Annotated in this window: 22 protein-coding genes; 21 read left to right on the forward strand and 1 reads right to left on the reverse strand. The window is 39.1% G+C overall.

Annotated elements, in window-relative coordinates; all coding sequences use genetic code 11:
- The first annotated feature begins 5 nt into the window (after positions 1–5).
- The 10 genes from def (at position 6) to spoVM (ending at position 9,051) form a co-directional block, all read left to right on the forward strand.
- Positions 6–491, forward strand: coding sequence for a peptide deformylase (gene def, locus SFC47_RS02540; RefSeq protein ID WP_411252690.1), 486 nt, complete (start codon positions 6–8; stop codon positions 489–491).
- Complete coding sequence (gene fmt, locus SFC47_RS02545; RefSeq protein ID WP_411252691.1) at positions 488–1,441, forward strand: methionyl-tRNA formyltransferase; 954 nt, start codon at positions 488–490, stop codon at positions 1,439–1,441. The genes def and fmt overlap by 4 nt, the downstream gene beginning before the upstream one ends.
- Complete coding sequence (gene rsmB / locus SFC47_RS02550) at positions 1,434–2,783, forward strand: 16S rRNA (cytosine(967)-C(5))-methyltransferase RsmB (protein ID WP_411252692.1); 1,350 nt, start codon at positions 1,434–1,436, stop codon at positions 2,781–2,783. Before fmt ends, rsmB begins: the two co-directional genes overlap by 8 nt.
- A 3-nt stretch (positions 2,784–2,786) precedes the next feature.
- Positions 2,787–3,878, forward strand: coding sequence for a dual-specificity RNA methyltransferase RlmN (gene rlmN / locus SFC47_RS02555; protein WP_411252693.1), 1,092 nt, complete (start codon positions 2,787–2,789; stop codon positions 3,876–3,878).
- 5 nt (positions 3,879–3,883) lie between these two features.
- On the forward strand, positions 3,884–4,636 hold the full coding sequence (locus SFC47_RS02560) for a Stp1/IreP family PP2C-type Ser/Thr phosphatase (RefSeq protein ID WP_411253604.1): 753 nt from the start codon (positions 3,884–3,886) through the stop codon (positions 4,634–4,636).
- Positions 4,636–6,594, forward strand: coding sequence for a Stk1 family PASTA domain-containing Ser/Thr kinase (pknB, locus tag SFC47_RS02565; protein ID WP_411252694.1), 1,959 nt, complete (start codon positions 4,636–4,638; stop codon positions 6,592–6,594). Before SFC47_RS02560 ends, pknB begins: the two co-directional genes overlap by 1 nt.
- 43 nt (positions 6,595–6,637) lie before the next feature.
- Positions 6,638–7,519 (forward strand): ribosome small subunit-dependent GTPase A, encoded by an 882-nt coding sequence (rsgA, locus tag SFC47_RS02570; RefSeq protein WP_411252695.1) that lies wholly within the window; start codon positions 6,638–6,640, stop codon positions 7,517–7,519.
- A gap of 3 nt (positions 7,520–7,522) precedes the next feature.
- On the forward strand, positions 7,523–8,167 hold the full coding sequence (rpe, locus tag SFC47_RS02575; RefSeq protein ID WP_411252696.1) for a ribulose-phosphate 3-epimerase: 645 nt from the start codon (positions 7,523–7,525) through the stop codon (positions 8,165–8,167).
- Positions 8,168–8,224: 57 nt separating this feature from the next.
- Positions 8,225–8,872 (forward strand): thiamine diphosphokinase, encoded by a 648-nt coding sequence (locus tag SFC47_RS02580; RefSeq protein WP_411252697.1) that lies wholly within the window; start codon positions 8,225–8,227, stop codon positions 8,870–8,872.
- A 95-nt stretch (positions 8,873–8,967) separates the two neighbouring features.
- Positions 8,968–9,051, forward strand: coding sequence for a stage V sporulation protein SpoVM (gene spoVM, locus SFC47_RS02585; RefSeq protein ID WP_035445740.1), 84 nt, complete (start codon positions 8,968–8,970; stop codon positions 9,049–9,051).
- Positions 9,052–9,150: 99 nt separating this feature from the next.
- Here spoVM and rpmB read toward each other — a convergent pair whose 3' ends face one another.
- Entirely contained in the window at positions 9,151–9,339 is a 189-nt protein-coding gene (rpmB, locus tag SFC47_RS02590) for a 50S ribosomal protein L28 (protein ID WP_251631051.1), read from the reverse strand.
- Between the two features lie 247 nt (positions 9,340–9,586).
- Between rpmB and SFC47_RS02595 the strand changes: the two genes are divergently transcribed.
- From SFC47_RS02595 to rnc, 11 genes are all read left to right on the forward strand, one after another.
- Positions 9,587–9,949 (forward strand): Asp23/Gls24 family envelope stress response protein, encoded by a 363-nt coding sequence (locus SFC47_RS02595; RefSeq protein ID WP_045515300.1) that lies wholly within the window; start codon positions 9,587–9,589, stop codon positions 9,947–9,949.
- Positions 9,950–9,985: 36 nt separating this feature from the next.
- Positions 9,986–11,668: a DAK2 domain-containing protein gene (locus SFC47_RS02600; RefSeq protein WP_411252698.1), complete on the forward strand. Its 1,683-nt coding sequence runs from the start codon at positions 9,986–9,988 to the stop codon at positions 11,666–11,668.
- A 260-nt stretch (positions 11,669–11,928) separates the two neighbouring features.
- Positions 11,929–12,591 carry an L-serine ammonia-lyase, iron-sulfur-dependent subunit beta gene (sdaAB, locus tag SFC47_RS02605; RefSeq protein WP_411252699.1) on the forward strand — a complete coding sequence of 221 codons (663 nt, stop codon included), beginning with the start codon at positions 11,929–11,931 and terminating at the stop codon, positions 12,589–12,591.
- A 62-nt stretch (positions 12,592–12,653) separates the two neighbouring features.
- A complete protein-coding gene (sdaAA, locus tag SFC47_RS02610; protein WP_411252700.1) occupies positions 12,654–13,532 on the forward strand; it encodes an L-serine ammonia-lyase, iron-sulfur-dependent, subunit alpha in 879 nt (292 codons plus the stop codon).
- Positions 13,533–15,581 (forward strand): ATP-dependent DNA helicase RecG, encoded by a 2,049-nt coding sequence (gene recG, locus SFC47_RS02615; RefSeq protein ID WP_411252701.1) that lies wholly within the window; start codon positions 13,533–13,535, stop codon positions 15,579–15,581.
- 118 nt (positions 15,582–15,699) lie between these two features.
- Entirely contained in the window at positions 15,700–16,284 is a 585-nt protein-coding gene (gene fapR, locus SFC47_RS02620) for a transcription factor FapR (protein ID WP_411252702.1), read from the forward strand.
- On the forward strand, positions 16,281–17,285 hold the full coding sequence (gene plsX / locus SFC47_RS02625; protein WP_411252703.1) for a phosphate acyltransferase PlsX: 1,005 nt from the start codon (positions 16,281–16,283) through the stop codon (positions 17,283–17,285). The genes fapR and plsX overlap by 4 nt, the downstream gene beginning before the upstream one ends.
- Positions 17,286–17,299: 14 nt before the next feature.
- Positions 17,300–18,247, forward strand: coding sequence for an ACP S-malonyltransferase (gene fabD / locus SFC47_RS02630; protein WP_411252704.1), 948 nt, complete (start codon positions 17,300–17,302; stop codon positions 18,245–18,247).
- Positions 18,244–18,987 (forward strand): 3-oxoacyl-[acyl-carrier-protein] reductase, encoded by a 744-nt coding sequence (gene fabG / locus SFC47_RS02635; protein WP_411252705.1) that lies wholly within the window; start codon positions 18,244–18,246, stop codon positions 18,985–18,987. The genes fabD and fabG overlap by 4 nt, the downstream gene beginning before the upstream one ends.
- A gap of 69 nt (positions 18,988–19,056) precedes the next feature.
- The gene (acpP, locus tag SFC47_RS02640) at positions 19,057–19,290 is read left to right on the forward strand and encodes an acyl carrier protein (protein WP_307196417.1); all 234 of its coding nucleotides are present in this window, start codon (positions 19,057–19,059) and stop codon (positions 19,288–19,290) included.
- Between the two features lie 168 nt (positions 19,291–19,458).
- A complete protein-coding gene (gene rnc / locus SFC47_RS02645) occupies positions 19,459–20,199 on the forward strand; it encodes a ribonuclease III (RefSeq protein WP_411252706.1) in 741 nt (246 codons plus the stop codon).

Here is a 20,199-nt window from a genome sequence, read left to right on the forward strand (position 1 = left end):
CATCATTGGCTATACGAAAGATTGTTATGTACCCTGCAGAGGTACTCGAAAAGAAGTGCAGGCCTGTCGTGAACTTTGACAGAAAGCTTGCTAAATTACTTAATGATATGTACGACACAATGATTGAATACGATGGCGTTGGACTTGCAGCCCCGCAAATTGGGATTGATGAACGTATCGCTATTGTGGATATTGATAATGAATTAGGAACCATTGAGATGATTAATCCTCAAATCCTTAAAACAGCTGGTGAGCAAAATGGACCAGAAGGATGTTTAAGTTTTCCAGATTTGTTTGGAGAGGTTACTAGGCCAAATTATGTGATGATTGAGGCCTACAATCGCAAAGGAAAAAAGTACACGCTGGAAGCGGAAGAATTTCTAGCTAGAGCGATCCTTCATGAAATCGATCATTTGGACGGGATATTATTTACAACGAAAGTTAGCCGATATCTCGAGGAAGATGAGTTAAAAGGAGTAGAAATGGAATGACGAGAATCGTGTTTATGGGAACCCCGGATTTTTCGGTACCCGTCCTGCGCAGAATTATTGAAGATGGTTATGAGGTCATTGCTGTGGTTACCCAGCCCGACAGACCTGTTGGCAGGAAAAAGGTACTGACACCACCGCCAGTTAAGGTTGAAGCGTTAAAGCATGGTATTCCTGTGTATCAACCTGAAAAAATCCGGCAAAAAGAAGAAATGGAAAAAATTCTTGCTTTGAATCCGGACCTAATTATCACAGCGGCTTTTGGGCAAATTTTACCGAAGGATATTTTAGAAGCACCCGCTCATGGCTGTATTAATGTCCATGCTTCTCTCCTTCCTGAACTTCGGGGCGGGGCACCTATACATTATGCCCTCATAGAAGGCAAGAAGACAACGGGAATCACGATTATGTATATGGTTGAGAAACTAGATGCTGGTGATATATTAACACAGGTTGAAGTCGAAATCACTGAGGATGATAATGTTGGTTCTCTTCACATAAAACTTAGTGAAAGCGGGGCAGAATTACTGTCAGAAACACTTCCTAAGCTATTAGAAGGAAAATTAACACCTGTCCCTCAAGACAATGAAAAAGCGACATTCGCCTATAACATAAAAAGGGATCAAGAAAGAATTGACTGGTCTAAAACAGGGGAAGAGATCTATAATCATGTCCGCGGATTAAATCCATGGCCGGTTGCGTTTACTACTCTCGATGGTCAGACATTAAAGATATGGCGTACGGAAAAGGTATCAGGGGTAAAGAGCGAGGTACCTGGGACAATCCTAAAGAATGAACCTGATGGAATGACGGTTTCTACCGGAAATGAAACAGCTATTAAGGTAAAAGAACTCCAGCCTGCTGGTAAAACAAAAATGACAAGTGAAGAGTTTTTCAGAGGTACAGGATCAAAAATTTCAGTTGGCAAGAAACTAGGAGAATCAAATGAGTAATAAAAAGAAAAATGTTCGGGAAGCTGCAATGGATTTACTTGATGCAATTGAAAAGAACCAATCTTATAGTAATTTACTGCTAAATACAACGATTGAAAAAAATAACATTTCTTCTCTTGATACTGGGCTCTTGACGGAGTTAACATACGGAACTCTTCAAAGAAAAATGGCATTAGACTTCTTTTTAAAGCCGTTCATTAAAAATAGCAAAAAATTGGAGAAATGGGTACTTCAGCTGTTGAGAATTACTCTTTACCAAATGGTCTATCTAGACAAGATACCAGATAGAGCTGCAATATTTGAGGCAGTGGAAATTGCCAAAAAGCGGGGCCACAAAGGAATTGCCGGCATGGTAAATGGGGTGCTGCGCAGTATCCAGCGTGAAGGCCTGCCATCTTTGGATGGTATAAGTGACCCCGTAGAACGATTATCCATTGAAACGAGCCATCCAGAATGGCTTGTTAGGAGATGGGTAGAGCAGTTTGGTATGGATAGAACACGAGAAATGTGTGAAGTCAACTTAACAGCACCTCTCCAAACAGCAAGAGTAAATCTCACTAAAACCACCATTCGTGAGTGTATTGAGGATCTTGATGAAGAAGGCTTTCTAATCGAAAAAAGCCCTATTATTCCTGAAGCCATTAGAGCTTTAAAAGGGAATCTAGCTTTTTCAAGTGCATATAAAAAAGGGAAAATTACCATTCAAGACGAAAGCTCAATGCTCGCAGCCTATGCATTAGCACCAAATGAAAATGAACTGATTTTGGATGCTTGTGCAGCTCCAGGCGGAAAAAGCACTCATATTGCAGAAACAATGAAACTTACTGGGGGAGTAATCTCTCTTGATCTGCACGAACACAAAGTAAAATTAATTAATGAAAATGCAAAAAGACTCGGTTTGGGCAATATAAGGACAATCGCGATGGATTCACGAAATGCAGGAGAGCATTTTGAAAAGGAGTACTTTGATCGTATACTTCTTGATGCCCCGTGTTCTGGTTTAGGTGTAATGAGAAGAAAACCAGACATGAAATATACCAAACAAGAACAGGATCTTAATCAATTAAGTATAATTCAGCAAAATTTATTAAAATCTGTGTCACCTTTAGTCAAAAAAGGTGGAATTCTTGTCTATAGTACGTGTACAGTAGATAAGGAAGAAAATGAAAATACTGTTTTTGCTTTTTTACAGGAGCATCCTGAATTTGAGATCGATGTTACCTTGAAAGATAGAATGCCGGAGCCAGTCCAACCATTGGTAAAAGAAGGTATGCTGCAAATTCTTCCACAGGATTTTGGCTCTGACGGGTTCTTTATCGCAAGCTTAAGAAAGAAGGTGTAACAGTTGGAACAATTAAACACAACTGAGAACAATACAACAATGGACATGAAAAAAACGTCAATTTATTCCCTCGAGCTTCATGAACTTAAGGAATGGCTGACTAATAATGGTGAAAAGCCTTTCCGGGCAGAACAAATCTATGATTGGCTGTACAAAAAAAGAGTTTCTTCTTTTGAAGATATGAATAACTTGTCAAAAGGATTACGGGAAAAGCTTTCGGAGAATTTTCAAATCACGACATTAAAGACGGTTATTAAGCAATCTTCTTCTGACGGAACGATTAAATTTCTATTTGAGCTTCATGATGGATACTCAATTGAGACGGTTTTAATGCGCCATGATTATGGAAATTCGGTTTGTGTAACGACACAGGTTGGCTGTAGAATTGGCTGTACCTTCTGTGCTTCAACACTTGGAGGACTCAAGCGCCATCTAGAAGCTGGTGAAATTGTCTCTCAAGTTGTAACTGTACAGCAAACACTTGACGAAACAGATGAGCGAGTCAGCTCGGTTGTTATCATGGGGATTGGAGAACCCTTTGACAATTATGATAATATGATGTCTTTTCTTAAAATCATTAATCATGATAAGGCATTGATGATAGGCGCACGGCATATAACCGTATCCACTAGCGGTATTGTTCCAAAGATCTATCAATTTGCCGATGAAAATATGCAGATTAATTTTGCAATTTCACTGCACGCGCCTAATACTGAATTAAGGTCTCGGTTAATGCCGATTAACAGGGCATATAAACTTGATGACTTAATGAAATCTGTAAGGTATTATATCGATAAGACAGGGCGGAGAATTAGCTTTGAGTATGGCCTTTTTGGCGGTGTGAATGATTCTGTTGAACATGCAGAAGAATTAGCCAGCCTGTTAAAGGGACTAAAATGCCATGTTAATCTCATTCCTGTTAATTATGTTCCCGAGCGGGATTATGTACGTACTCCAAAGGATAAAATCTTTGCATTTGAAAAAACACTCAAAAATCGTGGAATTAATGTAACGATTCGCAGGGAGCAGGGGCACGACATTGATGCAGCATGTGGACAACTTCGTGCAAAGGAGCGGAAAGAGGAGACGAGGTGAACAGTTTGAAAGCAGTATTTATGACTGACCAGGGCAAGGTCAGGCAACATAATGAAGATGCTGGTGGAATATTTGTAAATAAGGACGGAAACCGCCTTGCCATTGTCGCAGATGGCATGGGGGGTCACCGTGCTGGTGATGTTGCCAGTGAAATGACAATCTCTCAGTTGAAGAGCGTATGGGAGGAGTCTAATGGTATTTCAACTGCTGGTGATGCAGAAAACTGGTTGAAAGATCATATTACAACTGTCAATAGCTTGCTTTTTAATCATGCGATGAATAACTTAGAATGTGATGGGATGGGTACGACAGTTGTTGCAGCTATTAGTACCAATCGCTTTGTAACAATTGCAAACATTGGTGACAGCAGATGCTATTTACTTAATGAGAGTGGATTTAAACAGGTTACAGAAGACCATTCATTAGTAAATGAGCTTGTTCGTACAGGTCAAATATCGCGGGAAGACGCGGAGCATCATCCCCGCAAAAACGTACTTCTGCGTGCTCTTGGGACTGAAAAGGCAGTAGAAATGGATATTAAAACAATTATTTTTGAAGAAGGGGATATCCTCTTATTATGTTCTGATGGTCTTTCCAATAAAGTTAGTGAAAAAGAAATGAGCGAAATTTTGACTAATCAACAACCTTTAGACAAAAAAGCATGTACGCTTATTTCTCTTGCTAATGAAAATGGCGGAGAAGATAATATTACACTTGCGATTGTTGAGTTTTCTGATTTCAGCGAGGGTGATGCATAATGTTGATTGGAAAACGTTTAAGTGGCCGCTATAAAGTATTAGAAATGATTGGCGGAGGCGGGATGGCAAATGTTTATTTAGCCCACGATATGATTCTTGATCGTGATGTGGCTGTTAAAATGCTGCGCCTTGATTTTGCTAATGATGAAGAATTTATACGCCGGTTCCGTAGAGAAGCCCAATCTGCAACAAGTTTAGCACATCCTAATATCGTAAGTATCTATGACGTTGGCGAAGAAAATGATCTTTATTATATTGTAATGGAATATGTCGAAGGTCAAACATTAAAACAATACATACAACAAAATTCACCATTACAGGTTGAAGAAACAATTGAAATAATGAAACAGCTGACCTCTGCCATTTCCCATGCGCATCAAAACCATATTATTCATAGGGATATCAAGCCTCAAAACATTCTCGTTGACAGGTTTGGAAATGTAAAAATAACTGATTTTGGAATTGCAATGGCACTAAGTGCTACAAGCATTACTCAAACGAACTCAGTACTTGGATCCGTTCACTATCTATCTCCTGAACAAGCTCGCGGAGGCATGGCAAATAAAAAATCAGATATTTATTCCCTTGGAATCGTCATGTTTGAATTATTAACAGGAAGACTTCCCTTTTCAGGTGAATCTGCTGTTTCCATTGCCTTAAAGCATCTTCAATCGGAAACACCATCCGTAAGAAGATGGAACCCGAACATACCACAAAGTGTGGAGAATATTGTTTTAAAGGCAACAGCTAAAGATTCTTTTCATCGTTATAACAATGTAGATGAAATGGAAGAAGATTTAAGGACAGCACTTGATTCAGAGAGATTAAATGAACTTAAATTTGTAATCCCGGTTGATGATGAAGCGACAAAAGCCATACCGATAATTACCGATGATCGCCCCCTGCAAAATCTTGGTGAAACAATGGTACATAGTCAGGATAAACAAAAAGCTAATGATGCAGCTTCAAAAGCAAATGAGCCGAAAAAACGTAAAAAGTGGCCCATTATCTTGATAACAACGTTCTTATTGTTATCATTGTTAGGGTTATTTACTTTTCTGGTTTTACCGGGACTTATTTCTCCTAAAGATGTGACAATCCCTGATGTCAGCGGTTTGGAATTAAAAGAGGCTATCGCAAAAATAGAATCTGCTGGTTTACAAGTGGATGAAGAAATTGAGAGTACTCATGACGAAATTGAAGAGGGAAAAGTAATTAAAACGAATCCCGAAGAAGGAAGTACTGTTAAGGAAGATACTGCAATTTCTATATATATAAGTATTGGGAAAGATAAATTCGAATTACCAGATTATACTGGCCGTAAATATGAAGATGTCATGCGGATATTAGATAACCAAGATTTTAAAGATATTAAAATAACTGAGGTATTTGATGATAGTGAAAAGGGGACCATCCTAAGTCAAAAACCTGAAAATGGCGAAGAAATAGTCCCAGAAGACACCATTCTTGAGTTTGAAGTCAGCAAGGGACCTGAAAAAATAATCCTTAAAGATTTAACCCAGTCTAATTTAAAAGGTGCACAGGCTTATGTTGAATCCGTCGGCCTTACACTTGATGCTACAGAGGAAAAGTATGATGATACTATCCCTCGTGGTAATATCATTTCACAGTCACCTCCTCCAGAAACAGAGATGAAAAAGGGTGACACAGTGTCAGTAATAATTTCAAAAGGGAAAGAAGAAAAACCGCCTAAAACTGTTACGGTCGATATACTTATTGAGTATACAGGAACGGAACCTGGTCAAGAACAAATGGTTACCATTTACATTGAAGATGTTAATCGAAGCATGACCACTCCAGCAGATACCTTTCCAATTTTTGCAACAACTCATAAAACGATTGAGCTCTTAGTTCCATATGACCGTGATGCAGGATATAAGGTATATAGAGATACTACGGTACTATATGATAAACCTGTAAAGTATCCGGAAAATTAATCGTATAAATCATTTGTTATGATAAAAGGCAAGGAGTGTGGGTATGCCTGAAGGAAAAATTGTAAAAGCATTAAGTGGGTTTTATTATGTCCTGCATGATGGAGAAATGATTCAATGCCGCGGGAGAGGTGTATTTCGGAAAAATAAGATTACACCCCTCGTTGGCGATGAAGTGGTTTTTCAAGCAGAAAATGAGCGTGAAGGATATATTATGGAAGTAAAGGAAAGGAAGAATGAGCTTGTACGTCCGCCGATAGCAAACGTAGACCAAGCTATTCTTGTTTTTTCCGCCGTTGAACCTGACTTTAGTACAGTGCTTCTAGATCGCTTTCTTGTACTAGTTGAATATAATCATATTCAACCACTTATATGTATTACAAAAATGGATTTAACCAATGAGAAACAAAAGCAGGCTATTACCGAGTATGCTGAAGAATACAGGAATATGGGGTATGAAGTCCTCCTGACTTCATCTGAAACAGAAGCCGGGATAGAGAGGCTAAATCCTCATGTTGAAAATAAAATATCAGTATTTGCCGGCCAATCAGGGGTGGGAAAGTCGTCTCTTTTAAATGTGCTCCGCCCTGATCTTAGTTTGAAAACAAATGATATTTCCTCCCATTTAGGAAGAGGAAAGCATACTACTCGACATGTTGAATTGATTAGTGTGGGTAATGGACTAATTGCTGATACACCGGGATTTAGCTCATTGGAATTCACTACAATTGAGGCAGAAGAGCTAACGTATTGTTTTCCGGAAATAGCACGTGAAAGTGAAAAGTGTAAATTTCGGGCCTGCTTACACATTAGCGAGCCGAAATGTGCAGTAAAAGCTGGTGTTGAAGCCCAGACTATAACTCAATATCGCTATCAACATTATGTTGATTTCCTGCAAGAAATAAAAGACAGAAAGCCGAGGTACTAAATAATGGTGAAGATTGCACCTTCTATCCTTTCTGCTGATTTCGCCAGATTAGGTGAAGAAATAGCGGCAGTAGAAAAGGCAGGAGCCGACTATATCCATATCGATGTAATGGATGGTCATTTTGTTCCAAATATTACGATAGGTCCGCTAATTGTGGAAGCGATTCGTCCAGTTACAAAGCTTCCACTCGATGTTCATCTTATGATTGAGAACCCTGACCAATATATAGAAAATTTCGCTAAAGCAGGAGCAGATTACATTACAGTCCATGTAGAGGCTTGCCGGCACCTGCATCGTACTATTCACCATATTAAATCTTTTGGAATAAAGGCTGGAGTAGTCTTAAATCCAGCTACACCAGTTGATTCTATACAGCATATTTTAGCGGATATTGATATGGTGTTGTTAATGTCTGTGAATCCAGGTTTTGGCGGACAAAAGTTTATACCTGAAGTTCTTCCGAAAATCAGGAAAGTTAAGGAAATGGCTGACTCAATAAACAAAGAACTTGAAATTGAAATTGACGGCGGAGTAAATCCGGAGACAGCGAAACTCTGTATGGAGGCTGGGGCAAATGTTTTAGTTGCTGGATCAGCTATCTATAATCAAGAGGATTATGCAGCTGCAATATCACTAATAAGAGGTTAAACCGTACAAAGCTGGCTATATGCTGGCTTTTTTTATAGTCAAGAGGGGGATAGTTGCGTGAATATTAACATCTTAGCTGGCGGACCTATTGAACTTTTGCCTAATTTGAATGAATATTTAGGTGAAAATGAAGTTTGGATCGGTGTTGACAGAGGGGTTTACAGCCTTATAAAAATGAATATTATCCCGAAAATTGCTTTTGGGGACTTTGATTCAGTATCCGACGATGAATATGCTGTTATCGAAGAACATGTAAGGTATATGAAAAAGTATAAGCCAGAAAAAAATGAAACAGATATGGAGCTTGCATTGAACTGGGCAATCAAACAAAATCCTGATTTCATTCGGGTCTTTGGTGCCAGCGGCGGCAGATTGGACCATTTCTTAGCCAATGTCCAATTATTGGTTAAGCCTTTATTGGAAGACAATCATGTGGAAATTTTTCTTATCGATCATCAAAATATCCTATCATTAAAAGGTCCCGGCAGTTATAAAATGAGAAAGAGGGCAGATAAAAAGTATGTTTCTTTTGTCCCGTTAACCCTTGATGTGAAAGAGCTCACTCTTAAAGGATTTAAGTATCCTTTAGAAGATCGTCATATTACCATCGGCTCTACACTATGTATTAGTAATGAACTTATTAGTGATAATGGTACTTTTTCATTTTCAGAAGGCATATTATTAGTGATAAGAAGTAATGATTAATACGATTTTTCGAGGTACTGATTTCGTCCGTATGAATAAAATAGTAAAGGCGTACGAGAGAAGTTTAGATGTGTTAGATTGTGAGGAGGGACATAATGAAATTTTATACAATTAAACTGCCAAAGTTTTTAGGTGGACTTGTCCGAGCGATGATTGGTGCATTTAAAAAGAATGAATAGAAGGAAATTTAAGCACCTATTTTTGGGTGCTTTTTTATTTTTGGGGAAAGAGGGTAATATAGTAAGAAAGGGCACCCTTTATTAGGATGCCCTCACATATTATACGCGTTCTACTTTACCAGATCTTAACGCTCTTGTAGAAACCCAAACACGCTTAGGCTTTCCATCAACAAGAATACGTACTTTTTGTAGGTTAGCACCCCATGTGCGCTTGTTAGCGTTCATAGCGTGTGAACGTGCATTACCAGATGTAGTTTTTCTTCCAGTTACAACACATTTACGTGGCATAATGATTCCCTCCTTATTACCAAAAGCTTTATACAGCATTTACGTTATTGTCTAAAGATACCTTAATAATTTATCATACAACCTGTTTGAATGCAATAGTGATTAATAAACGTTTCAAGAAAAATACCTTGACATGCATGATAATTGATTGTGAAGTCAATAAGAATAAAGTATCGCTTTCATATTTTTCTTGACTATAGTAAAATGACTTTAGTCAAGGAGCAATTTCCAAAAGGGGGAACGATTCATGTCCATCGAATTAAAAACTAAGTTCGGACAAATTGATATTTCAAATGAAGTAATCGCCACCATCGCTGGAGGTGCCGCTATCGATTGTTATGGCATTGTGGGTATGGCATCAAAAAGTCAGATAAAAGACGGTCTTACAGAAATTTTAAGAAAAGAAAATTTTACTCGTGGAGTTATTGTTCGCCAAGAGAATGAAGAAGTACATATTGATATGTATATAATTGTCAGCTATGGAACAAAGATTTCCGAGGTTGCCCATAACGTGCAATCAAAGGTGAAATACACACTTGATAAGACCGTTGGACTTGCCGTTGACTCGGTAAATATTTACGTTCAGGGAGTTCGTGTAACGAACCCTTAAGTGGTGTAACGAACCGCAAGTAGAGGAGGAAAGTTTGTGTCTATTACAGCTTTAGATGGAAAACGTTTTGCAGAAATGGTGATTCAAGGTGCGAATCATTTAGGAGCCAACGCAAAAATGGTGGATGCGTTAAACGTTTTTCCTGTGCCCGATGGTGATACTGGAACGAATATGAATTTATCAATGACCTCAGGGGCAAAGGAAGTAAAAAATAATGTACAAGAACATATTGGAAAAGTTGGAGCAGCTTTATCAAAGGGCTTGCTCATGGGTGCCAGAGGTAACTCTGGGGTAATTCTTTCCCAATTATTTCGTGGATTTTCAAAAGCGATTGAAACAAAAGCAGTAATCAATGGGAAAGAATTTGCTGCGGCGCTGGATTCGGGTGTCGAAACTGCCTATAAAGCCGTCATGAAGCCGGTAGAGGGGACAATCCTAACGGTTGCAAAGGATTCAGCCAAAAGAGGTGTTGCTGCTTCCCAAAAATCGAATGATATTATCGAGATTATGGAGGAAGTTTTAAAAGAAGCGAAGGCTTCACTTAAGCGCACACCAGATCTTCTGCCAGTTTTAAAGGAAGTTGGAGTAGTTGACAGCGGCGGCCAAGGGCTTGTCTTCGTTTATGAAGGATTTCTTGCTGAACTAAAAGGTGAGCAGCTTCCTGATACACCGGACAGCTTTCCTTCAATGGATGAAATGGTCAGTGCAGAACATCACAAAAGTGTCCAAAGTCATATGAATACAGAAGATATTGTATTTGGCTATTGTACAGAATTTATGGTGAAATTCGAAGAAGCTAAGCTGGCTAAGCATCCATTCGATGAACAGGTGTATCGAAACGATCTTAGTAAGCTTGGTGATTCTTTACTTGTTATCGCTGATGAAGAGGTTGTAAAGGTACATATTCATTCTGAACAGCCTGGTGATTGCTTAAGCTACGGACAAAAGTACGGAAGTCTTATCAATATCAAAATTGAAAACATGAGGCAGCAGCATTCCAATATTGTTGGCGAACTGCACACACCGTTGGTTTCCGATAAACCACAAGTTCCAAAAGAACAGCAGGAATATGGAATTGTTACCGTATCAATGGGTTCTGGTATTGCGGAATTATTTAAGAGTATCGGAGCACATGCCGTAATTGAGGGCGGACAAACAATGAATCCAAGTACGGAGGATATTGTTAAGGCTGTTAAAGAAGTGAATGCCAAAAAGGTATTTATTCTGCCGAATAATAAAAATATCATTATGGCAGCTCAGCAGGCTGCGGATGTTTCAGAAGAAGAAATTTATGTAATTCCATCTAAAACAGTTCCTCAAGGTCTTTCTGCTCTTTTAGCATTTAATCCAGCAGGAGATGTTAAAACAAATGAAGCATCGATGACGGAAGCAATGCAGCATGTTAAGACCGGTCAAATTACATTTGCTGTCCGCGATACCCAAATCGATGGATTAGAAATTGAGAAAGATGATTTCATGGGAATTGCTGAAGGCAAGATTGTTGTAAAAAACAAAGATAAAGCAAAAGCTGCTGAAGAACTGCTATCTAAGATGGTAGATGAGGATTCGGAAATATTAACCATCATATATGGTGAAGACGTTTCTGAAGATGAGGTAAATGCACTTGTAATGTTTGCTGATGAGCATTTTGAGGATGTAGAGGTTGAACTTCATGATGGAAAACAACCATTATATTCATTTATCTTTGCAATTGAATAAGTGATAAAATAGAAGGGGAAATAACCCTTCTATTTTCTTTTTTTAAGGCTCTTTTCTTTTTCTTAAACCTTTTTGCTCTTTTGGAACAAGATTTAATAAGAAAAGAGCTTGCAAACTAAATTCTAAAGCGCAAAATAGATATTTCCACGTTAAAATCGGCTTTAAGATTTTAACAATATTCTTTTAGAATTCAGCCTTTTTCTGTGTTATAAATATAGATGGATACCAAAGAGATATATTTGTCCTAGGGGGAGAAAGTAATGAAATACAGAAGTGTTTTTGACATAATCGGACCTGTTATGATTGGCCCATCCAGCTCACATACAGCGGGGGCTGCTAGAATTGGCAGGGTTGCCAGGAGTTTATTTGGCAGGGAACCAAAATGGGCAAATATTTCTTTATATGGCTCATTTGCTAAAACGTATAAAGGACATGGGACAGATGTTGCGATTGTTGGCGGCTTGCTAGATTTCGATACAGATGATGTAAGAATCATAAATGCAATAGATATAGCGAAGGAGCGGGGTATTAAACTTCGTTTTATTGAAGAGGACGCTATTACTGACCATCCGAATACTGCCAGAGTAATAATTGGTGATGATAAAGGCGAATTAGAGCTGGTTGGAATTTCAATTGGCGGCGGGAAAATTGAAGTAATAGAGTTAAATGGTTTTGAACTTAAATTATCAGGGAACCATCCAGCCATATTGGTAGTTCATAATGACCGGTTTGGTGCCATTGCAAGTGTTGCAAATGTACTGGCTAAATACGAAATTAATATTGGTCATATGGAAGTAGCAAGGAAAGAAGCAGGAAAGCTTGCACTGATGACCATTGAAGTTGACCAGAACATCGAAGATAAAATCCTTCATGAATTAGAACAACTGACCAATATCCTAAAAGTTACTAAGATCGTGGATTAATAGAAAAGCCGGGTAGAGATGCACGAGATACACAAGATAAAACAACAACAAGGGGGAAGACAATGTTTCGAAATGTAGCTGAGTTAGTGGAGCTTGCTATTAGTAAAAATAAAAAGATCTCAGAAATTATGATTGAGCAGGAAATGGAGGTCACCGGCCGCAGCCGGGAAGAAGTAATGGCCTTTATGGACAGAAATCTGAAGGTCATGGAAGAAGCGGTTGAACGGGGAATTAAAGGAGTTAAATCCCACTCTGGCCTAACGGGAGGGGATGCTGTTCTTCTGCAGAAATATATTGAAAAAGGTAATTTTCTATCCGGTGAAACGGTCCTGGATGCTGTGAGCAAAGCCGTTGCGACGAACGAAGTTAATGCTGCAATGGGGACAATTTGTGCTACACCGACTGCAGGTTCAGCTGGAGTGGTGCCAGGTACGCTTTTTGCGGTAAAGAATAAGCTTAACCCTTCACGGGAGGAAATGATTGCTTTTCTATTCACAGCGGGAGCTTTTGGTTTTGTTGTTGCGAACAATGCTTCGATTTCAGGTGCAGCTGGCGGCTGCCAAGCAGAAGTTGGTTCCGCATCAGGAATGGCTGCAGCTGCTATAGTGGAAATGGCAGGCGGCACACCAGAGCAGTGTGCAGAAGCAATGGCCATAACACTAAAAAATATGCTCGGCCTTGTTTGTGATCCTGTTGCCGGTTTGGTAGAAGTTCCATGTGTGAAAAGAAATGCGATGGGAGCAGCTAATGCGATGGTAGCAGCGGATATGGCATTAGCGGGTATTACTAGCAGAATTCCATGTGATGAAGTCATTGATGCCATGTATAAAATAGGTCAAACGATGCCGACAGCACTAAAAGAAACTGCACAGGGAGGGTTAGCGGCAACTCCGACAGGTCGTGAACTCGAAGCAAAGATCTTCGGTATTCCGCGCGTCTAAGTGAATCATTATCTTAAGCAATCAGTAACAGTAATAAGAGGTATTGGGGAAGAAACAGCTGAAAATTTAGCGGAAATGAAAATATTTACCGTTCAGGATTTATTAGAATATTTTCCATACCGTTATGAAGATTACCGGCTTCGTGAACTTACTGAGGTTCAGCATGAAGAGAAAATTACAGTAGAAGGGAAGGTTCATAGTGAGCCTTCTCTTACATATTTTGGCCGCAAGAAATCAAAGCTGATGTTTAGAATGTTTGTCGGTCAGTACCTGATTAAAGTTGTATTCTTTAACCAGCCCTATTTAAAAAGTAAAATCATTATGAATGAAACCATTACCGTAACAGGTAAATGGGATGCCCATCGACAAACAATAACTGCTAATGAAATGCAGGCCGGACAAAATGCAAAAATTCAGGATTTTGAGCCTGTCTACTCACTTCGAGGAAAAATTACAACCAAAGGAATGCGGAAGTTTATATCGATTGCCTTTCAACAATATGGCAAATATATCGAGGAGAGTCTGCCTTCAGATCTAGTAAAAAAGTATCGTTTGCCAAACCGGAGTGATGCAATGAGGGCCATGCATTTTCCTGTTAACCAGGAAGATGTAAAGCAGGCCCGCCGGCGTTTAGTCTATGAAGAATTTTTACTATTTCAGCTAAAAATGCAGGCATTACGGAAATTTGAACGCGAGCATGCACCGGGAATTGAACAAACCTTTCAGATGAAAAAGGTTGAGGATTTTATTCAATCGCTGCCATTTCCATTAACAAATGCACAGAACCGTGTTGTAACGGAGATTTTAACAGACCTAAAGTCTCCTCTTAGAATGAACCGCCTTCTGCAAGGAGATGTAGGCTCAGGTAAAACAGTGGTGGCAGCTATTGGGTTATATGCAAGTTATACAGCAGGTTACCAAGGAGCGCTAATGGTTCCGACAGAAATTTTAGCAGAACAGCACGCGGAATCTCTAAAAGGGCTATTAGAACCATTTGGCGTAAAATGTGAACTATTAACAAGTTCTGTGAAAGGCAAACGCAGAAAAGAAATCCTTCAAAAACTTGCAGATGGAAAAGTGGATATTTTAATTGGCACACACGCTCTTATTCAAGATGAAGTCTCCTTTAACAATCTAGGCTTTGTCATAACGGATGAACAGCATCGCTTCGGTGTTGAACAACGAAGAGTGCTTCGGGAAAAAGGAGAAAATCCTGATGTTTTGTTTATGACGGCAACACCTATACCTAGGACGCTTGCGATTACGGTATTTGGTGAGATGGATGTTTCTGTCATCGATGAAATGCCTGCAGGGCGTAAAGCAATTGAAACCTATTGGGCAAAACCAGATATGTTAGGAAGAGTTCTTTCGTTCATTGAAAAGGAATTGATAAAAGGACACCAGGCATATGTAATCTGTCCTTTAATTGAAGAATCAGACAAGCTGGATGTCCAAAATGCAATAGACGTCCATACTACTTTAACCCATCATTTTCAAAATCGCTATAAAGTAGGATTGATGCATGGACGGTTAAGTTCAGAAGAAAAAGATACAATTATGAAGGAATTTAGTATTAATGAAGTACAAGTACTGGTTTCAACCACTGTAGTAGAAGTGGGTGTCAATGTACCTAATGCAACCATGATGGTCATTTATGATGCTGAGAGATTTGGGCTGTCACAGCTGCATCAGCTTCGCGGCAGAGTAGGACGGGGCAGTGACCAATCATATTGTATCTTGTTAGCCGATCCCAAATCAGAAGTTGGTCAAGAGAGAATGAGAATTATGACTGATACGAATGATGGATTCGTTTTAAGCGAAAAAGACCTTGAATTACGTGGACCAGGTGACTTTTTTGGAAAGAAACAGAGCGGTGTACCTGAATTTAAGGTCGCTGATATGGTTCACGATTACCGTGCTCTTGAAACAGCTAGAAATGACGCTTCACAAATGATCCAATCAAAGACTTTCTGGAATGATAAAGAATTTGAAAACTTAAGAAATCAGCTCGATGATACAGGCGTTTTAGAAGGCGAAAAGTTAGATTAAACATCATACTTATGCTTCAGGCAGATTGTAAGAATATAAACTTATTCTTGCAATCTGCTTTTTCTAATTTTATACTACTATTAGTACCTAGTCATAATAGCTCGGACGGTGTGTGATTATGAGAAGAACAAAAAAAGAACGGCAGCAGATGTTAAAAGAGACGATCAAAGAGAATCCATTTATTACCGATGAAGACCTTGCAGATAAATTTCAAGTCAGTGTACAAACCATTCGCCTTGATCGTTTGGAATTATCAATTCCTGAGTTACGGGAAAGGATAAAATATGTTGCAGAGAAAAAGTTTGAAGATGAAGTTAAGTCTCTGCCGATAGAGGAAGTAATCGGAGAAATTATTGATATTGAATTAGATCAAAGTGCCATTTCCATTTTTGATGTGAAAGAAGAGCATGTCTTTATTAGGAACAAGATAGCTAGAGGCCATCATGTTTTTGCGCAGGCTAATTCTCTTGCCACAGCAGTCATAAATGATGAATTGGCGTTAACAGCAAAGGCAAACATACAATTTAAACGCTCAGTTAAGCAGGGAGAACGAGTGATTGCCAAAGCAAAGGTTATTAAAATAGATGACGGGATTGGAAGGACCATTGTCGAAGTAACAAGTTTTGTAAACAATGAACTTGTCTTTAAAGGGGAATTCGAAATGTACCGTTCAGAAAAATCATTAAAGGATGAGAAAAGATGAAGTTAGCTATCGATGCAATGGGTGGCGACCATGCTCCTAAAGAAATCGTAATCGGTGCGATGAAAGCGATAGAAGCATTTTCAGATATACATATAACCCTTGTTGGGGATGAAACCAAAATTAAAGAATACTTAACAAACCAAGAACGGATTAGCATTTTACATACAACCGAAGTAATACTTGGAACGGACGAGCCTGTGAGAGCTGTTCGCCGCAAGAAAACGGCCTCGATGGTTTTAGCTGCACAGCAGGTAGCAGAGGGGAATGCAGATGCTTGTATATCTGCAGGAAATACCGGTGCATTAATGGCTGCAGGATTGTTTGTTGTAGGCAGGATTGAGGGAATTGAACGGCCGGCCCTTACACCTACTCTGCCAACTATTGGCGGTGAGGGATTTCTGCTATTGGATGTCGGGGCAAATGTCGATGCCAAGCCTGAACACTTGCTCCAATATGCAATAATGGGTTCCATCTATAGTGAAAAAGTAAGAGGAATTGCCAATCCACGGGTAGGTCTCCTTAATATCGGAACAGAAGAAAAGAAAGGTAATGACCTAACAAAGGCGGCATTTGAACTTTTGAAAAAGACAAATCTAAATTTTGTTGGAAATGTAGAAGCCAGGGATTTGCTAGATGGCGCAGCAGATGTAGTGGTTACTGATGGATTCACGGGTAATATGGTGTTAAAGACAGTTGAGGGTACTGCACTGTCAATGTTTAAAATGTTAAAAACCACGCTGATGAGCAGTGTGAAAAGTAAACTCGCTGCTGCAGTATTAAAACCTGAATTCAAAATCTTAAAGAACACACTAGATTATTCTGAGTATGGCGGTGCAGGTCTTTTTGGCTTAAAAGCCCCTGTAATTAAAGCGCATGGCTCCTCAAACGGACAAGCAATCTTTAGTGCAATTCGCCAGACAAGAGAAATGGTGGAAAAAGATGTAGTCGGACTCATTAAACAGACAATTGAAAAACAAAGGACAACTAATTCAGAAGTGTAGGAAGGGGTGCACATATGGGAAAAATAGCATTTGTATTTCCAGGACAGGGGTCGCAGGCAGTTGGTATGGGGAAACAGCTTGCTGAGCAGTATCCGGAGGTTATGGACTATTTTAATAAAGCTGATGAGACACTTTCGGTTGAATTAACTAAACTGATTTTTGAGGGCCCTCAAGAAGAATTGACCAAAACGGTTAATACCCAGCCAGCCTTATTAACAACGAGTATGGCTATACTTGAAAGATTTAAAAAATCTGCAATCAAGCCTGATTATGTTGCTGGACATAGTCTGGGTGAATATACAGCCCTTGTAGCTGCTGGTGCTCTAACCTTTAGGGATGGAGTCTTTGCGGTTAGAAAAAGGGGAGAATTTATGGAAGGTGCGGTTCCAAATGGCGAAGGTTCTATGGCTGCCATATTAGGACTAGACCGTGATCCTCTTTCTGCAGTTACAGTGGAAGTTAGTGAATCAGGCTTTCCTGTTTCACTAGCCAATTTAAACTGTCCTGGCCAAATTGTCATATCTGGTTCTCGTAAAGGTGTTGAGCTTGCAGGGGAAAAGGCGAAAGAGGCTGGTGCTAAAAGAGCCATTCCTTTAGAAGTAAGCGGTCCTTTTCATTCGTCATTAATGAAACCTGCTGCAGGTCAATTGCGTGAGGTTTTAGATGCACTTGATATGAAAGACGCGCTTATTCCTGTTATTGCAAATGTTTCTGCTAACCCAATGACAGAGGCTGCTGTAATAAAGGAAAATTTAATTGAACAACTTTATTCACCAGTCCTTTGGGAAGATTCTGTTGTAAAAATGATTGATTTAGGTGTGGATACTTTCATTGAAATTGGACCAGGAAAAGTACTATCAGGATTAATTAAAAAAATCAACCGGAGTGTAAAAATTTATTCGATATCTGATGAAGAAAGTTGTCAATCTGTAATCGAGGCATTAAAGGAGGGAAATCTATGACTTTAGAAGGAAAAATTGCCTTAGTAACCGGCGCTTCCAGAGGGATTGGCAGGGAGATTGCCCTCGAACTTGCAAGACAGGGAGCAAATGTTGCTGTAAATTTTGCTGGCAGTGAAGGAAAAGCAAATGAAGTGGTAGATGAAATAAAAGCTATCGGAAAAGAGGCTTTTGCCATAAAATGCGATGTATCCAATAGTGAAGAAGTATCTGCGATGATTAAAGAAACGGTAGATCGTTTCGGGAAATTGGATATACTTGTAAACAATGCAGGAATCACGAAAGATAATTTATTAATGAGAATGAAAGAAGATGAATGGGATGATGTAATTAACATCAATCTAAAAGGTGTTTTTCTTTGTACAAAAGGCGTTACCCGCCAAATGATGAAGCAGCGGGTTGGCCGTATCATTAATATCACTTCTGTTGTTGGAGTTAGCGGTAACCCTGGGCAAGCTAACTATGTGTCAGCAAAAGCAGGTGTAATCGGACTAACCAAAACTACTGCAAAAGAACTTGCTTCTCGTAATATTACAGTTAACGCGATTGCTCCTGGATTCATTACAACAGATATGACAGATAAATTATCCGATGAAGTTAAAGATGAAATGCTAAAACAAATTCCGCTGGCACGTTTAGGAGAGCCTAAGGATATTGCTAAAATGACAGCTTTCTTAGCTTCTGATGACGCTTCATATATTACAGGCCAGACGATTCATATCAATGGCGGCATGGTGATGTAATATTTTATTAATGTGTGTGTATTATTTTTTTGATATACTTTATAATAGCTTGAGGGGAGGTGAACGACAATGGCAGAGGTATTAGAACGTGTAACAAAAATCATCGTTGACCGTTTAGGTGTAGATGAGTCACAAGTTAAGCTTGAAGCTTCTTTCAAAGATGATCTTGGTGCTGATTCCCTTGACGTAGTTGAACTAGTTATGGAATTAGAAGATGAGTTTGATATGGAAATTTCTGACGATGATGCTGAAAAAATCAGCACAGTTGGTGATGCTGTGAATTACATAAATAGCAAAAATTAATTCGTTGGATTTCTTTTTAAAAGCTCCGTTTTCAAACGGGGCTTTCTTCTGTATTATTAAACTTGGCAGCCTTTAAATAATACTGCCAGGTTTCTTTGCGTTTTTATTTAATATTACTTAAACTATGGATAGAAATGTGTGCAAAAAATATGCAAGGTGGAGACTTTAATGCGCAGAAAAGGTAAGGAAAAAGAAATGAACAATCGCGCAAAAGAAAATCAGTTTAAAGATTTTCAGGACAAGATCGGTATTCATTTTGAAAATGAAAAGCTATTAAAACAAGCTTTTACTCATTCATCCTATGTGAATGAGCATCGCAGAAAGCCTTATGAAGATAACGAAAGGCTTGAATTTTTAGGGGATGCTGTACTAGAACTTACTGTTTCGAAGTTTTTGTTCCAGAAATATCCAATGATGAGTGAAGGGGAGCTGACAAAGCTCCGTGCAGCTATCGTATGTGAGCCTTCTCTCGTCATTTTGGCAAACGAACTTTACTTTGGCAAACTAATATTGTTGGGTAAAGGAGAAGAGATGACGGGAGGAAGAGAGCGCCCTGCACTATTAGCCGATGTATTTGAAGCTTTTATTGGTGCGTTATACTTGGATAAGGGACTTGAGGCAGTAAATGGATTTCTAGACAAAGTGGTTTTCCCTAAAATTAATGAGGGTGCTTTTTCTCATGTGATGGATTTTAAGAGCCAGCTTCAAGAATTAATCCAGAGAGATGGGACAGGTTTGATTGAATACAAAGTACTAATTGAAAAAGGTCCTGCCCATAGTAAAGAATTTGTTTCAAGAGTTTCGTTAAATGGTGAAGAATTAGGTATTGGTACAGGTAAATCAAAAAAAGAAGCAGAACAGCATGCCGCCCAAATGGCATTGGAGGTTTTAAAAGCAAAAACATCATAG

Origin of the sequence: Neobacillus niacini (genome assembly GCF_046591715.1) — a bacterium.
In the GTDB taxonomy this organism is placed as follows: Bacteria; Bacillota; Bacilli; order Bacillales; family Cytobacillaceae; genus Neobacillus; species Neobacillus niacini_L.